This is a genomic window from Algoriphagus yeomjeoni (genome assembly GCF_049821175.1).
GTDB classification, from domain to species: Bacteria; Bacteroidota; Bacteroidia; order Cytophagales; family Cyclobacteriaceae; genus Algoriphagus; species Algoriphagus yeomjeoni_A.
This window is the reverse complement of sequence record NZ_CP187512.1, coordinates 1,338,428-1,354,940: the sequence shown is the minus strand read 5'-3', so window position 1 is coordinate 1,354,940 and position 16,513 is coordinate 1,338,428. Positions and strand designations below refer to the sequence as shown.

The following is a 16,513-nucleotide window of genomic DNA, read 5'->3' as shown; positions in this document are numbered from 1 at the left end:
GTTCCTACCACATCTTCACCAAAATGAACAGAAGAGAATTTATCCATACTACAGCATTTACAGGTATAGGTTTATCATTGCCATTCAGTAGCATTTTTGCAACAGAGAATTCTAGTTCCCCACATTCTGAAGAGTATAGAGAGCTGGTATTTAATCTTTTAAAGGATTGGTGTGATGGCATGATTAAAGTTCAGATCATCAACCCCTCAGATCCCAAAGTCCATGGCTTACTGGATTGTCCAGCTTGTGAAACGATTCACGGTCGTGTCTCTGATGCCGTTTACCCATTCTTCTACATGGCCAAAGCTACCGGTGAAAAAAAGTACCTGGATGCTGGAATTGCTGTGTTTGAATGGAGCCAAAATGTCTCCCAGCCTGATGGGAGTTGGACCAATGATCTAAATCCAAAGTCCTGGAATGGAACTACCGTATTTGGAGCAATTGCCTTGGCTGAAACACTTAAATACCACGGAAATTTGTTGAATGCGGAGCGTTACAAAAAATGGACTGAGCGTTTGGGAGAAGCGGCTGAGTTTATCTATGACAAGTTTCCAGCAATCGATGCGACCAATGTAAATTATGGGGCTACAAATATTTATGCGATGAACCTGATTGGGAATTTGCTGGATGAGCCAAAATATATAGCGCTGAGTAGAAAACTAGCAGCGGAAGTGAAAAACTATTTTACCCAATCCAATTCACTCTTATTTGGAGAGGTGAAGCCGACCGCGCATAAATTAAGCGAAAAAGGACTTCCTGGAGTGGATTTGGGGTATAATTTGGAAGAGTCAATCAACAGCTTAGCATTATATGCCTTACATGAAAAGGATGAGGAGTTGCTTGAGTTGGTACGGAAGTCCTTGACTAATCAGATGGAGTTCATACTTCCTGATGGTGGAATGGATAATAGCTGGGGGACACGAATGTTTAAGTGGACGTATTGGGGAAGCCGAACTTGTGATGGATTACAGCCTGCATTTAGTCTCATGGCTGACTATAATCCCGCCTTTGGTACAGCAACTTTCAAAAACACAGAATTGCTCAAGCGATGCACCTCTGATGGACTGCTTCATGGTGGTCCTCATTATGTTTCGCATGGGATCAAACCTTGCATTCACCATACTTTTACCCATACCAAATCACTTGCCCTACTCTTGGATCACTGGGATGAGATGCCCGTAATTTCCAAATCAAACCCTCTTCCACGAGCCGAGGCTGACGGACTCAGGTATTTCGAAGAATTGGATACAGTGCTGTTTGCCAGAGGAGATTGGAGAGGCACTGTTTCAGCCTACGATGCGGAGTATTATCCTAAAATGGATCTGAGACAAGCCACGGGTAATTCCTTAGGAATGCTTTACCACAATAAAGTTGGGATGCTCTGCGCAGCCAGCTTGGCAGTTTACCGATTGATGGAGCCCTTAAATCAGCAAGATGCACCCGGAAAGGATATCGCACTAACCCCACGGTTAGAGACCTTTCATGAAGGAGAATGGTTCACGAATCTATATGATTTATCAGCTGTTTTTTCGACCAATGATCAAGAGGGAGAAATCAGTATTTCTGGTGATGTGAAGCTGAAAAACGAAGCTAGGGAGATTATCCCTGGCTCTGCCGCAGACTTTGAAATCACCTATTTATGTTCGGCGAAGGGACTGCGGATTAATGCAAAGACAAAGCAAGCTATAAAGGGAAAAACATCCTTTACGATTCCCATCATATCCAAAAATAATGAGCCTGTGGAACAGCCTGAAGCGAATGTGATTATCATTACCAAACCAGAAGGAAAGGTTAAGATCACGGCAAATGTTCCCCTGACCATAATCGAAACAGAGAAAAGCAGAACTTTCAATATGGTGCCTGGAGTGGAAGCCCTTCCAATTAAAGCAGATTTTGATTCTAATTCTGTTGAATTGACAATTACTGTAATCTAAATCAATGATGCGCACGATATATCCTAAAATAGTAGGTGTGGCCTGTTTATTAATTATTCTAGGTAGCTCCACTTTACATGCTCAGCAGGTCAAGAATGTATTGATTTTTTTAGTAGATGACTTGAGGCCAGAATTAGGTAGCTATGGAAATAAAATCATCAAAACACCTCACATAGACCAGCTTGCATCAGAAGGGATGGTTTTTAATCGTGCCTATGCGCAACAGGCAATATGCGCACCCTCCCGCATGAGTATTCTTACAGGATTAAGACCAGAGACTATTGGTATTTACGATCTGAATACTCCGCTTCGGTCTGTCCATAAAGAGGTGTTGACCATGCCACAATTTTTCAAAAACAATGGTTTTACTACTGTGAGCATTGGGAAAGTCTACCATCATGGTCAGGATGATAAAGAGAACTGGAGTATTTATTTCCCAAAAGAGCCTAACAGTTATTTGAAACCGGAGAATATTCAACTAGTTGCCCAATTAGAAATGGAAGGAAAAGGAGGGAATGGGCCGGCTTATGAAAGTGCTGATGTGAATGATGAGGCGTATAAAGATGGTAGAGTGGCCAACAACGCAATTGAGTCTCTTGGAAAATTGGTGGATGATAGATTTTTGATGGTTATTGGCTTGAGTAAGCCCCATTTGCCTTTTAATGCCCCAAAGAAATACTGGGATTTATACGATAGGAATTCTTTAGTTATTCCATCCAGAATTAAGCCGGATCATATGTATCCAACAGCATTAACCAAGTGGGGTGAGTTACGAGCCTATTATGGTATTCCGGCTGAAGGGGAACTGGATGATGAATTGACAAGAACCTTGATTCATGGGTATTATGCGTCGATTAGCTATATCGATGCTCAGGTAGGAAAAGTAATGAATGCCTTGGATGAATTGGGGCTTCGTGAGGAAACTCTAGTGGTATTTATGAGCGATCATGGATATAAAATAGGGGAATACGGTGCTTGGTGCAACCATACAAACTTCGAATTGGACGTTAGAGTCCCGTTGATTATTAGCAAAGGTAAGTCCGATAAAAATTCTGGTGTTTCAGATGCCTTAGTAGAAAACATTGATGTTTTCCCAACCATAATTGAGGCGTCCGGTCTTTCGAAGCAAAAGTTAGATGGGATAAGCGTAATGCCATTATTCAAATCCCCGAATTTGGACTGGAATAAAGCAGCATATAGTCTTTATCCGAGAGGTAAGAGCATGATGGGTTGCACTGTAACCGATGGTAACTGGCGCTATACTGAATGGAGAGATAGTGATTCGCAGGAAATCAAAGGTATTGAACTTTATTCAATAAAAGATAACAAAGGAATTGCTGAGCGGAATTTAGCCCATGATAGCCAGTTTGAAAAAGAAAAGGAATCAATGAGGCTATTGCTTGAAAAACGTTTTCCTAGAAATAGAGGATCATTTTAAAATGGAAACAGGCTCACAATTAAAACAATGACTAAAATGATGGTGGATAAAATAGAAACAGTTTTACCGTAAAAAAACTAGAGAACATGAAAGAAAAATTTTTAGTGGTTTTACTTGTTTTAATAGTTGTGTTTGAAATTTCTGCATTGCAAGCACAAACAATCCAAACTGAATCCGATAAGCCGAATGTCTTGTTCATCTCTGTGGATGATCTGAATAATTGGATTGGCGTTCTGAATAATTATTCCAGCACCAAAACACCCAATATTGATAAGTTGGCGGCTAAAGGCGTTTTGTTTACCAATGCACACAGCCAAGCGCCCTTATGTGGTCCATCACGAGCATCCTTGATGACTGGTTTGCGCCCATCCACCACAGGCATTTATGGAATGATTGATGACTATAAGATCCGTTCTGAAAATCCAGCAACAAAGGATATTATTTTCCTACCGGAATACTTTAAAAAGCATGGTTATCATACCATGGGTATTGGCAAGTTATTCCATGATCATGCACCTGAAGGTGTTTTTGATGAGTCAGGAGGAAGGGAAAAAGGTTTTGGCCCATTGCCCGATGAGCGTTTTGTCTGGGATGGTTTTGGTACCTCTGATCGGAAAAATTATGGACGCACGAGCACAGATTGGGGAGCTTTTCCTGAATATGATTCTCTGATGCCTGATCATCAATCGGTGGATTGGGTGATAGAGCGACTTGATAAGGAATATGACCAACCTTTTTTTATGGGGTTAGGGTTTTTGAGGCCTCATGTGCCACTGTATGTTCCTCAAAAATGGTTTGACTTGCATCCTCTGAGCGGAATTCAGGTAGCTCCGTACCTATCTGATGATTTGGATGATATTCCAGAAATAGGACTACAAATCAATAATTTGCCTATGATGCCTTCCACCGAATGGGCGATAGAATCCGGTGAATGGAAGAAAATAATTCAAGCCTACTTGGCATGTGTCAGTTTTGTGGATTATGAAATAGGCCGAGTGATGGATGCATTGGAGGAAAGTGGATATGCAGACAATACCATTATAGTACTATGGTCAGACCATGGCTATAGATTAGGGGAAAAGGGGACTTTTGCAAAGCATGGCTTATGGACATCTGCGACTAAAGCTCCTTTGTTAATTGTAGCTCCTAATCTACCTCAGGGTAAGGTGATTGATACCCCTACTGAGATGCTCTCCATCTATCCTACTCTTCTGGAATTGTCAGGATTACCGGCTTATGACAGGAACGAGGGGAAAAGTTTAGTGTCCACAATGCAAGAGAAGAGTCCTGATAAAAAGGCATTTGCTCTTATCACCTATGGAATGAACAACCATGCAGTTCAATCCGATGGTTTTCGGTATATCCAATATGAGGATGGTTCGGCAGAACTATATGACCATAGGGTGGACCCCCATGAATTCATGAATCAAGCCGGTAATCCTATCTATGCCAATGAAATCAAAAAATTAAAGAAGCTGCTCCCTGAGAAAAATTCCACTTGGGATCCAAATTCCTCTTACACCTTTCAGCCTTACTTTGTGGAGCAAAAAGCTAGGACTAATGGTAGCGATGGCAAGCCGGTGAAGGTGATCGGAGCAGAGAGGTAATATCTCAGGCTGAATTTGATAGGTCCTTAATCAAGCAAAAATAGGTGTCAAAATAAATTTTATTGACTGAATGATAGTGAGTATAACATCTATAAAGGCCTATGTGCAAACATACTTTAGAATGAATAATTATGAGAAGTCTTCTCTATTATTTGGTAAGTGTATTGTCCAAACTATTAAATAATCTATAAATGACGAGAATTTGTCTCACTTTGAATAGGTCTTTTTCAATATTAACCTCACTACTTATTTTAGTGGCTTTAAGCAACAAATCGATTGGACAGGTTTCTCTAGTTTCAGAAATACTTATTTCAGATACAGGACTTTATTTCGATGGTGATGTAGTCGCACCATCTCAGCGTCTAGAAAAATCCGAGAGGAAAGACGGACGGTATGATTATGCTTTTGGTAACAGAATAACGCCACATGGAGACTGCATAGCAAAATACGGAGATTATGTTTTTCTAACCTGGTATAAGGGCGGTAAGGAAAATCGACAGGTGATGCTAACCAGAGTCAACACAAAGACCAAATCCCGGGTGGATATTGAGTTCCCTCATAAGCATACCGGGTTTCAAAACAGATGGCATATTGGTGAATCTCATAATACTATAGCAGTAGGAATTAGTCCTAAGAATGAAACTGTTCACTTACTTTATGATATGCATGCCTATTCACCAAACAGGCCAAGTGATGGCAGCTTGACCGAGGATTATTTTCGCTACAGTATGTCTGTGGAAAATGCAGCTACTCTTCCGGATGATGAATTTACTTTGGGTAAATTCTATCCTAAAAAACTTTATTTAAAACAAGGTGAAGATTATTCTGGATTGACTTATCCTGATTTTTTCGTCAATGACCAGGGAGATTTACTTGTAAAAATGAGAGTGGGTGGCAACGACAACGGGAAATTTCAAATCGCAAACTATGATGGCGTTATTTGGTCTGAATGGAAGGATTATAATGTTTTAAACGCAAAAAGTGCAGCGGGTATAAACTACAACTGGGGTCTTTATGGCTATTTGCAGTACCTCAATGGGAAATTTCAGATTGGATACAGCATCAGAAAAAATGATGAGGAATTTGTCTATAATAATGGTTTCTTTTATTCCTATTCTGATGATCCCGAAGGAGTCAATGATTGGCATAACTACAAGGGAGAAGAAGTGACTTCTCCTTTAATAGATCCCTATGAAATATTTTTTTACGAACCTGCTGATGTAGTTCCTGGTAAGGTAACGATTACTACTTCTCCTTCTTGGACCGTAACCCAACGTGGTGATATCCATTTTATGATGAATAATGTATCGGGTTCAGGAGAGACAAGGAATGTTCATAGTTATAAAAAAGCATCAGATTCGGAATTTACGCATACAACGGAGTTTCCAGGTGGTGAACTTAGGAGTGTAGGAAATGAGCTGTATTTGATAGGGTTGGAGAATGACAGACCCATTATTCGAAAAGCAGAAGGGGGAACCAATGATTGGACTGTCGTTTATAAAGAGGCTTCTGGGAAAAGATTCAGATTTGGCAATCTGTTGATAGTTGATGGTATTTTGTATTTCTACCTTATGGAGACGGGATCGGGTAATGGTCAGCCAATTTGGCTTCAGATTTATGATTTGGGAATCTAGTCATGATTCAGTGAATTTATGATTCTGTCTTTTCTGTAAAAGTGACCCGAGTTGCGAGGTTCTAAACTCCCTTGGATTTACCGTATGCAATAGGTGAATCCAAAGGTAAGTAGGTTTTGGTGATGCAAATTCGATAGAATTTGTGTCACAAAAACACAACTTGCATGGAACACGCAAACGAATTTGGGACTACTTCTTTTAACAGTTCTACGGGACAAGTCCGAAACGTGTATAAGCGGTTGGAACAGTTATTCTGGAATTTTTCGGCCCATCCAAAGGCCTGGAAAAATTACGGAAATAACTTTTTTCGGTTGATCTTGCTCGAAAGCTCCTCGTCCATTTTCTTTTTCTTTTTGCGGACTTTTTATAGATTTTCAATAGGCGATAGATTCTCAAGCAAATCCACAAGCCAGCAAGGGTATTAGGAGAGTCAGAAAAGATATAATGATTCATCTGAGTTTGGAGCCTTAGCAGATGTGTTTTGTCTGATTGTTAAGTAACGAGTATAAAATTTACCTTCGTTTTTTATTCGAGGGTAAAAAATCGGTGAAATTACCTTCGATGTCACTTTGGTCTTAAAAAGAAAACTCGATTTATTTGCCGATGCAGTAAGTGTTAACCTGTTGATTTACAGTATTATTGAAGGTGGTAAGTTGTACAGAAGTTGTACAAATTAGTAGTAATTACCAATATTGCCTCCAACTAAGCCCGAAATACTTTATCTCGGATTACAACTGCATATTTATCAAACATTGGGGATTTATAGGTTCTTTAACAATACTGCCTTCAATAAAATCAGCCTCTATGATCTTATTAACACATTCTTTGTTGTCATAGAAATTTCTAGGAATGTGATTGCAATCAGTAAATTTGGATTTGCAAATAGAGCATTGAGTTAGTTTAGCGATTCCAGTGATGCTAAACCCTTTAAGCCTTCCTTGACTGATACGACGTTTAACTTTCTTATCTGTAACTATCCCTTCTGTTCCAAGTCCTTTTTCATCTTCATATATTAGACACCATCCCACAATTTTTGGCTTATGTTCTAAAAAAATAGGGATTGGATACTTATGGAAAGGTGAGATGGTATTGAAGCATCTCTCAAATTCTTGTTTGAATTGTAATCGTTCTTCTAGTAATTTCTTCTTAGTGCTGGTAAGTACTTTTTCCCCCAAATAATTATAATTTTTAGTTGATCTGTCAATGTTAATAATGATGTTCTCAGTTTTTACATTTTTACCACTTTCAAGAAGTTTCTCAACCTGACTTGAAATAACATTTACAGCGACGTCGACCGCCTTACCACACATATACAAAAATAGGACATCCGAAAACAGTTCAGAAAAGCCCTTTTTATACAAAATTTCTAAGGGCTGATCATTATCTGGAAGTATTCTTACATTATGACCTGCAGCACGAAGATTTTTAATTAGGATTAAAGTTTCTCTCGTTATCAGTTTTCTATTAGGAAATTGACATTCAAATGGATTAAACGATTCAATTTCGATGACTTCATTTATCATGCGCTAGTGAAAGTATTGACTATTTAACTTACTTATTTTCCGTGAACAGCAAAGAATATAGGTTGCATTGCATTTTAAACCTATGTCTAACCCATTTAGGGTAATCTCTCTTAATCTCTCCTGTTTTCTCCCCTTGATTTTTGAATTCCTGATAACGGAATTATTGTTTGCTTTCTTCACTTGCGTATTCGTTATTTAACTTATTTAGAACCAATTCTTTACCCGCATTTCTTTCACCTTTCCAAAATAACTTTTTCTTCTTATTTCTTAAATGTTTAGCCCATTCACCAGAAACAGTTATATGTCCTTTTTTCTTGTGTGCCATAGTCTTGGGTTTTATAATTCTTTTCTACTTGACTTTCCCGATTAATTACGATTCCTGTTCAGAACACTAATCACCAATTTTTTTACCGTGTCCATTTTCCCGTCATTCGTCGGGACAGGCTATCAGGTTTACTTGAAGCGATAAATAACGTTAAGCTGGCAAGTGCTTCATTGCTAATGATCGCGATTCCCTCCATATTAAGCAGTAGATCGTTTAACTGCAAAAAGAGTAGAAAACAAGCTGCAGCAATTCTTTTGTTACCATCGACAAAACCATGATTCTTCACGAAAAAGTAGAGTAGGGTAGCTGCTTTTTCTTCCAGGGTAGGATAGAAGTCTTCTTCACCAAAGCCTTTGCTGATTTGTGCAATTGCACTTTCAAAGCTTCCATCTTTTTCTTTTCCAAATACACCAGATTCAAAATCTGATCTCATGGATTTGATTACCTCTTGATATTCTGATAATTCAGGGTATGTTGCTTTTCTTTTGCTTAATCCCTTTTTGTCCAGGTTCTCATGATCGTAATCATCGAGCAACTCTAAACCTTTTGCAAAGTAATTTAGCCATTCAAAATCCAAGTGTTGGTCTTCTTCTTTTTGCTGAATTGCTCTGCTTAAAATCCGAATTCCATCCTTTAGGGTTTGGACTTCTTGTTGCTTTTGGGCTAGTCTATTTTCATTGATTGCATAGCCTTGGATAAGGTAGTCTTTTAACCGTTTGGTTGCCCAGATTCTGAATTTGGTACCTTGGTTCGATTTTACTCGATACCCAACTGAAATGATTACATCAAGGTTGTAGAAGTTTATTTTCCGGGTAACTTTTCTTTTACCCTCTTGCTGAACTGTCAAGGATTCCTTGACAGTTGCAGTTTTATCCAATTCTCCTTCCTTATAGCAGTTGTTGATATGTAAACTGATATTTTGCTTGGTTTGATTAAACAAGCTTGCCATTTGATCTTGAGAAAGCCAAACAGTTTCCTGTTCAAACTTCACCTCAATTTGAGTCTGGCCGTCAGTTCCCTGGTATATTTCGATTTTCCATTGATCGGTATCCTTTTTCTAATTCAAAAATGACCATTTTTTCTCTACAGAACCAAAAGCTACAAGTTTATAAGCCATTGACTAAGAGGTGTGAAGTTAAAATTTAAAAGTTTCGGGAATCTAAAACAGTTGAACTACCCAGAAATATTCGGTAGTTGAAAAACAGTTGAGTTCAGGTCAAATGAATTGGTAGCTCTATCGTTTCCTTGGCGAATCAATGGAACCGGAAACGATTTTTGCCACAAGCTGTGGCAAAATTGGAAACGGAGGATTTTCAGTACGCACTACAAAGTAGGCTTCATTTTTCGCCAAGTTTTTCATGTGTTTATAATTTTTTTTAAGGTCACATGGAATCTTCGCATGAATTATAATCATCCCTCTGTGTGTCGCTTCGGGTCATGCTTGATTTCATATGAGCGATAGAAACTCATTCTATAACTCATATTTTTCGTATTATTGAGTTATAGAAATAATATCAATAGCTCATGAAATGGATTTGGGAAAGAGCGGATTGGCCAAACTTTACATTTGACCCAGCCGCATTCACACATTTAGAACGCGAATTTCATCGAAATACTGGTTTGATTTTAGGTTCGCTTAGTTCTGTGTCGTCTGATGATATGGATGAATTGCGGGTGACCTTGTTGAGTAATGAAGCGTTGGATACATCAAAAATTGAAGGGGAATTACTGGACAGAGATTCTGTTCAGTCATCCATCCGCGGTCAGCTGGGATTACAAACTGATGGAAGAAGGTCTGGTCCCAAAGAAACAGGAGCTTCCCGAATGATGGTGGATCTCTATAAAAGTTACGATGAACCTCTTGAGAAAGAGCGCCTACTCAGCTGGCATCAAATGATTTTGAACGGAAGGATTGATTTGGAAATTGTTGGAGGTTACCGAGTTCATGAAGATCCGATGCAGATAGTATCGGGGAGATTAGATTTACCTCAAGTTTTCTATGAGGCTCCACCATCTCACCGAGTGCCAAAAGAGATGGAAAATTATCTTCTTTGGTTCAATCAAGCATTCAGTAAAGGAATGCCTACTTTGATTCATGCTGGATTGGCACACCTATATTTTGAATTGATTCACCCTTTTGAAGACGGTAATGGAAGAATCGGACGAGCCATTGCTGAAAAAGCCTTGACTATGGGAGCCAAACACCCCTTGATCAATTCACTGTCCAGTACCATAGAGAGTAATAAAAAGGCTTATTACCAGGCCTTGGAGCGTGCCAATGGCTCTTTGGAGGTAACCGAGTGGTTGGTTTATTTTTCTGGGGAGATCTTGGAAGCCCAAGTCCATGTTCATAAACTGATTTTGTTTATAGTAGAAAAGGCTCGATATTTTGAAGACTTCCGGGATAAGCTGAATGAGCGTCAATCTAAAGTTGCGCTTCGGTTATTTCGAGAGGGACCAGCTGGTTTCCAAGGTGGGCTGAGTGCCGAGAACTATATCCGAATCAGCAAAACTTCCCCTGCTACTGCAACCAGAGATCTTGCGGAAATGGTAGCTATTGGAGCCTTAAAAAAGACTGGAAAATTAAGGCATACACGCTATTACCTCCCCATGGTGGAAATTTCGCAATGAGAATTTATTGTTTTGAATTGAATCCAAAAGTTGCAAGTTTATAAGCCTTTCACTGATTAGGAAGAAGTTAAAATTTGAAAGTTTCGGAAACCTAAAACAGTTGAACTACTCAGAAATATTCGGTAGTTGGAAATTGGTTGAATTCAGGTCAAATGAATTGGTAGCTCTATCGTTTCCTTGGCGAATCAATGGAACCGGAAACGATTTTTGCCACAAGCTGTGGCAAAATTGGAAACGGCGGATTTTCAGTCTGATCTTCAAAGTAGGTCTAATTTTTCGCCTAGTAGTTCATGTGAGGAATAGAAAGTTGTTCTATAACTCATTTATATTGTGTTATTGAGCTATAGAAGTAATCGTACAGATTAAGGTTTTAGACCCTTCCTCTCTACATTTAAAAGCCCTAACTATCTTAAATATTGATGGTTAGGGTTTTTAATTTTAAATCAGTAGCGAAATCAGTGGCGATTTTGTGCAATAGCCTTGCACTACTTTATTTCATAGATTTGCAGAACATGAAAATGATAAGAAACAGATCTTTTATTGCTTTGCTCCTTTTGGGGATGCTATCGATGAATTTCGATCTATGTTGTCAGATTCAAAAAATCCCGTTTTTACTTTCACATTTTGCGGAGCATAAAGTTTTGCATGACGACTCCGTATTTGAATTCGTAGTAGAAGATTATATTGATCATGGATCAAACAATACCAGCCATGATGAAGAAAGTCATGAAAATTTACCTTTTCATGGAAATCATACCTGTTCACATGCTCCTATCTATTACTCTTTAATAAATGATTTTTCTGTAGTCCGGTCTTTTTATGAAAAAGTAGAGCCAGCGACTTACTATACTTTTCTTTTTACTTCACCGGTTTTAGGTGAACTCTTTCAGCCTCCTCGGAGCTAAATTTCCCGTTTCACACCAGATTTACCCTTTTCGATCAGCTCTTTTCAATTGACTGATCAAGTCTGTTGTGCTCGGTTTTTTCTAAGGGCACCTGTGCCCATTTCCATTTTATTTCATAAAAATTAATTCCTTATGCTGGATAATATAATCCGGTTTTCAGTTAATAATAAACTGATTATCGGCCTACTTACCATAGGATTAGTCATTGTGGGAGGGTATTCACTTACTCAGCTTCCCATTGATGCTGTTCCTGATATTACCAATAATCAAGTTCAGGTAATCACTACCTCTCCCTCTCTGGCTGCTGAGGAAGTTGAGCGGCTTATTACATTCCCCATTGAAATCACAATGGCAACTATTCCTGACATAGAAGAAATCCGAAGCTTTTCCCGTTTCGGACTTTCGGTAGTTACTATTGTTTTTGAGGAAAATGTGGATGTCTATTGGGCTAGACAGCAAGTCAATGAGCGGATGGCTGAAGTCAAAGAACAGATTCCGCCAGGAATCGGAGCTCCAGGTATGGCTCCGATTACCACTGGTTTGGGAGAAATTTATCAATATGTAGTCGGCGTAGAGCCAGGCTTTGAGGATAAATACGATGCTCGCGAGCTTAGAAGTATTCAGGATTGGATAATAAAAAGACAATTGTTGGGCACTCCAGGTATTGCAGATGTTAGCAGTTTTGGAGGCTATCTCAAGCAATATGAAATAGCCATAGAACCTGATCGACTCAAATCTTTAAATGTATCAATAGCCGATATTTTCCAAGCGCTGGAAGACAACAACGAAAATACAGGCGGTGCATACATTGAGAAAAACCTTACCGCTCTTTTCATACGAAGTGAGGGTCTGGTAGGCTCCTTTGATGATATCAATAATATACCTGTTCGGGTCAATGAAAATGGGATTCCAGTTCTCATAAAAGATGTAGCTAAAGTCCAGCTGGGAAGTGCTGTACGCTATGGAGCTACCACAAGAAACGGAGAAGGTGAAGTAGTCAGTGCAATTGTGATGATGCTAAAGGGAGAGAATTCGGCAGAAGTCATAGATAATGTCAAAGCTAAAATCGAAGAGATCAAGAAAACCCTCCCAGAAGGAGTGACTTTGGAACCCTTTTTAGATCGGTCCAAATTAGTGGATAATGCCATTGGGACAGTTAGTAAGAATTTGATTGAGGGAGCTTTGATTGTGGTTTTTGTGCTCCTGCTTTTGTTGGGTAATATGCGCGCAGGCCTAATTGTGGCGTCTGTGATTCCATTGGCACTCCTCTTTGCTTTTACGCTTATGAATTTGTTTGGAGTGTCGGGCAACCTGATGAGCCTTGGAGCGATAGATTTTGGGTTGATTGTAGATGGGGCTGTAATCATTGTAGAAGCGACCCTGCATCATCTAGGCTTGGTAAAAATAGGTAGGAAGTTGACCCAAGATGAGATGGATGAAGAAGTGTTTCTTTCTGCCAGTAAAATCCGAAACTCCGCTGCATTTGGGGAGATTATCATTCTTATCGTATATCTACCGATTTTAGCCTTGGTCGGTACTGAAGGCAAGATGTTTAGACCTATGGCACAGACAGTTGCCTTTGCAATTCTTGGCGCATTTATTCTTTCTCTTACCTATGTGCCTATGATCTCAGCACTTTTTCTAAGCAAAAAGATCAGTGACAAGCCCAATATCTCTGACAAAATCATGAATTTTTTCCATGGTTTCTACGATCCTTCCATCCGCTGGGCTATGCATCATCGAGCAGTAATTTTAAGCACTGCTTTGGTTTTATTATTGGTTTCAGGCTGGGTTTTCTCCAGAATGGGAGGAGAATTTATTCCAACACTGGAAGAGGGTGACTTTGCGGTGGAAACCCGTGTGGTCACAGGTTCTTCACTTCAAAATACCATAAAGGCCACAACCCAGGCAGAGAAGATTCTTTTGGATCAATTTCCAGAAGTTGTGGAAGTAGTATCCAAAATAGGAGCTGGTGAAATACCGACAGATCCCATGCCAGTGGAAGCCGCTGATATGATGATTGTCTTAAAGGATAAAAGCGAGTGGACTACAGCAACTAACAGGGAAGATTTAGCGAATAAAATGTCCGAAGCGTTGGCTGTCCTGCCAGGCGTCAACTTTGGTTTCCAGCAGCCCATTCAAATGCGTTTCAACGAATTGATGTCCGGCGTTCGCCAGGATGTGGCAATAAAAATATACGGAGAGGATTTAAACCAACTTTCTGAATATGCCAATCAGATAGGACAGATAGCACGAGGAGTAGATGGAGCGGAGGATATCTACATAGAAGAGGTAACGGGAGTGCCGCAAATCGTCATCGATTATAAACGGGCACAATTGGCAAAATATGGCTTAAGCATCAAGGAAGTAAACCGTTCGATTCAGGCAGCTTTTGCCGGGGCTTCCGCTGGAAAAGTTTACGAAGGGGAAAAGCGATTTGATCTAGTGATCAGACTTGACCAGACCAAAAGGAATGAACTGGAAGATGTTCAAAATTTATTTATTGCCAGAGCAAATGGAGATCAGATTCCGCTGTACCAAGTAGCAGAAGTCTCCGTGAAAGAAGGACCATATCAGATTCAGCGGGATGACACCCAACGGAGAATTGTGGTGGCTTTCAATGTGAGAAATAGGGATGTGGAAAGTATAGTCAATGAAATTGAAGCTAAAATTGACAAGGCTGTGAATTTCGACACGGGTTACTTTGTCACATTCGGTGGACAATTTGAGAATCTTATTGAGGCCAAAGCCAGACTGGGAATTGCCGTTCCTCTGGCGCTCTTACTCATCTTCGTTTTACTTTTCTTCACTTTCGGATCTATCAAACAAAGTGTATTGATATTTACTGCGATACCGCTTTCCGCCATTGGTGGGATCTTCGCTTTAACTGTACGGGGAATGCCTTTTAGTATTTCTGCAGGAATAGGTTTTATCGCACTTTTCGGAGTAGCGGTGCTCAATGGAATTGTACTGATAGCTGAATTTAACCATCTGAAAAAAGAAGGGATCACGGATATATTTGAGCGAATCTATTCAGGTACACGTACCAGACTAAGGCCTGTGATTATGACAGCTTCTGTAGCATCCTTGGGCTTTTTGCCTATGGCACTCTCTTCTTCAAGTGGAGCAGAGGTTCAAAAACCATTGGCCACAGTAGTCATCGGTGGGCTAATCACTGCCACGATTCTGACTTTGGTGGTTCTGCCTGTTTTGTATTACTATTTTGAAAAAGGATTCAGGAAATCCACAGGCAAAGTAGGATTGCTGGTCATTACATTTTTGACTGTTATAAATATGTCAACTTTCGCTCAGGAACCTCAGCGAATTTCTTCAGTGGACCAGGCAATAGAACTGGCTCTGGAAAACAATCCCAATGTCAAAGCAGAAGCGCTGAGGCTGGAGCAGCAGCGAGCTTTAAAAGGGGCAAGCTGGAACATTGGCAAAACTGCTGTGGATATGGAGTACGGTCAGACCAACAGTTCATTTACCAATGATACCCGTTTTTCAGTTTCACAAACCTTTGAATTCCCGACTACTTATAGCAGACAAAATGGACTGGCTGAGTCCAAAGTAACTTCCGGTGAATTGGCCGTGGAAATGACTAAAAATGAACTTACCAGAGCCGTAAAGTCAACTTGGTTTGCCTTATGGACGGCAAAGGAAAGGGGTAATCTACTAGTCAGACAGGATAGTATCTATTCCCGGTTTGCATCAGCTGCCACCCTCCGATTTGAGGCAGGGGAAACCAACTTGCTTGAAAAGGCAACTGCCGAAGCAGAGGTAGCTGAAATCCAGGCACTACTGGCTCAGAACAAAGCAGATATAGAAATCTACTCTAAGAGGCTGAAAATGCTTTTAAACACTGAAGTAGAGATTGAATCTGAAATGGGAATACTGGAACAAAAGTCATCACCCCTCTCACTATCTTCTATAAGTGTGGAAAGTAATCCAACGTTAGCCTGGGTTCAACAACAAATAGAAATAGCAGAAAAGGAAAAGTCAGTGGAGAAATCCAGGTTGATGCCTGACATTAAAGTTGGGTATTTTAATCAATCTCTAAATGGCCCAGGCGAAACCGTGGCAGGTGATCCCAAATTCTTCACCTCCAAAGATCGTTTCGATGGTTTTCAGGTAGGATTAGCTATTCCGGTTTTCAGCATAAAATCTCAGTCCGCAAATATTAAATCCAAAACCATTCGGATAGCCGAAGTGGAACAGGAAGAAGAGGCATTTACCAACGAGCTTGAAAATCAATTAACCACGTTACTTCTTGATTACGAAAAATTCCAGACCAGTTTGGATTTTTATGAAACCAATGCTTTACCTCAAGCTGAGCTGATTTTAAAACAGTCGCAGCGGGGCTTTCAAAGTGGTGAAATTGGGTATGTGGAATATATCCAAGGACTAAGCAGAAGCTTAACCGTGTCTTTTAATTACCTGGATTTACTTGATAAATCCAACCAGGCTCTTATTCAGATCGAATTCTTGTCGGGAATCAATTAACTCCAATTAAATA

10 protein-coding genes are annotated in these 16,513 nt (G+C 39.8%); 7 read left to right on the top strand and 3 right to left on the bottom strand.

Going from position 1 to position 16,513, the window contains the following annotated elements; all coding sequences use genetic code 11:
• Positions 1–23: 23 nt before the first annotated feature.
• The 4 genes from ACPUEN_RS05560 (at position 24) to ACPUEN_RS05545 (ending at position 6,613) form a co-directional block, all read left to right on the top strand.
• Complete coding sequence (locus ACPUEN_RS05560; protein ID WP_425639120.1) at positions 24–1,934, top strand: hypothetical protein; 1,911 nt, start codon at positions 24–26, stop codon at positions 1,932–1,934.
• A gap of 4 nt (positions 1,935–1,938) precedes the next feature.
• Positions 1,939–3,372, top strand: coding sequence for a sulfatase (locus ACPUEN_RS05555; protein WP_425639119.1), 1,434 nt, complete (start codon positions 1,939–1,941; stop codon positions 3,370–3,372).
• An 86-nt stretch (positions 3,373–3,458) separates the two neighbouring features.
• The gene (locus ACPUEN_RS05550) at positions 3,459–4,979 is read left to right on the top strand and encodes a sulfatase (protein WP_425639118.1); all 1,521 of its coding nucleotides are present in this window, start codon (positions 3,459–3,461) and stop codon (positions 4,977–4,979) included.
• Positions 4,980–5,170: 191 nt separating this feature from the next.
• A complete protein-coding gene (locus tag ACPUEN_RS05545; RefSeq protein WP_425639117.1) occupies positions 5,171–6,613 on the top strand; it encodes a BNR-4 repeat-containing protein in 1,443 nt (480 codons plus the stop codon).
• 728 nt (positions 6,614–7,341) lie between these two features.
• Here ACPUEN_RS05545 and ACPUEN_RS05540 read toward each other — a convergent pair.
• From ACPUEN_RS05540 to rhuM, 3 genes are all read right to left on the bottom strand, one after another.
• Entirely contained in the window at positions 7,342–8,136 is a 795-nt protein-coding gene (locus tag ACPUEN_RS05540) for a hypothetical protein (protein ID WP_425639116.1), read from the bottom strand.
• 160 nt (positions 8,137–8,296) lie between these two features.
• Entirely contained in the window at positions 8,297–8,461 is a 165-nt protein-coding gene (locus tag ACPUEN_RS05535) for a hypothetical protein (protein ID WP_425639115.1), read from the bottom strand.
• A gap of 82 nt (positions 8,462–8,543) precedes the next feature.
• Positions 8,544–9,452, bottom strand: a complete 909-nt coding sequence (gene rhuM / locus ACPUEN_RS05530) for a RhuM family protein (RefSeq protein WP_425639114.1) — start codon at positions 9,450–9,452, stop codon at positions 8,544–8,546.
• Between the two features lie 533 nt (positions 9,453–9,985).
• Here rhuM and ACPUEN_RS05525 point away from each other — a divergent pair.
• The 3 genes from ACPUEN_RS05525 to ACPUEN_RS05515 all read left to right on the top strand — a co-directional run bounded on the left by ACPUEN_RS05525 (position 9,986) and on the right by ACPUEN_RS05515 (position 16,500).
• Complete coding sequence (locus ACPUEN_RS05525; RefSeq protein ID WP_425639113.1) at positions 9,986–11,092, top strand: Fic family protein; 1,107 nt, start codon at positions 9,986–9,988, stop codon at positions 11,090–11,092.
• Between the two features lie 512 nt (positions 11,093–11,604).
• On the top strand, positions 11,605–11,997 hold the full coding sequence (locus ACPUEN_RS05520; protein WP_425639112.1) for a hypothetical protein: 393 nt from the start codon (positions 11,605–11,607) through the stop codon (positions 11,995–11,997).
• 132 nt (positions 11,998–12,129) lie between these two features.
• A complete protein-coding gene (locus ACPUEN_RS05515) occupies positions 12,130–16,500 on the top strand; it encodes a CusA/CzcA family heavy metal efflux RND transporter (RefSeq protein WP_425639111.1) in 4,371 nt (1,456 codons plus the stop codon).
• Positions 16,501–16,513 lie beyond the last annotated feature (13 nt).

Bases quoted from the DNA above. Each gene is read 5' to 3' on its own strand.
- ACPUEN_RS05560 (WP_425639120.1), top strand. From the start codon at position 24: ATGAACAGAAGAGAATTTATCCATACTACAGCATTTACAGGTATAGGT.
- ACPUEN_RS05555 (WP_425639119.1), top strand. From the start codon at position 1,939: ATGATGCGCACGATATATCCTAAAATAGTAGGTGTGGCCTGTTTATTA.
- ACPUEN_RS05550 (WP_425639118.1), top strand. From the start codon at position 3,459: ATGAAAGAAAAATTTTTAGTGGTTTTACTTGTTTTAATAGTTGTGTTT.
- ACPUEN_RS05545 (WP_425639117.1), top strand. From the start codon at position 5,171: ATGACGAGAATTTGTCTCACTTTGAATAGGTCTTTTTCAATATTAACC.
- ACPUEN_RS05540 (WP_425639116.1), bottom strand. From the start codon at position 8,136: ATGATAAATGAAGTCATCGAAATTGAATCGTTTAATCCATTTGAATGT.
- ACPUEN_RS05535 (WP_425639115.1), bottom strand. From the start codon at position 8,461: ATGGCACACAAGAAAAAAGGACATATAACTGTTTCTGGTGAATGGGCT.
- ACPUEN_RS05525 (WP_425639113.1), top strand. From the start codon at position 9,986: ATGAAATGGATTTGGGAAAGAGCGGATTGGCCAAACTTTACATTTGAC.
- ACPUEN_RS05520 (WP_425639112.1), top strand. From the start codon at position 11,605: ATGAAAATGATAAGAAACAGATCTTTTATTGCTTTGCTCCTTTTGGGG.
- ACPUEN_RS05515 (WP_425639111.1), top strand. From the start codon at position 12,130: ATGCTGGATAATATAATCCGGTTTTCAGTTAATAATAAACTGATTATC.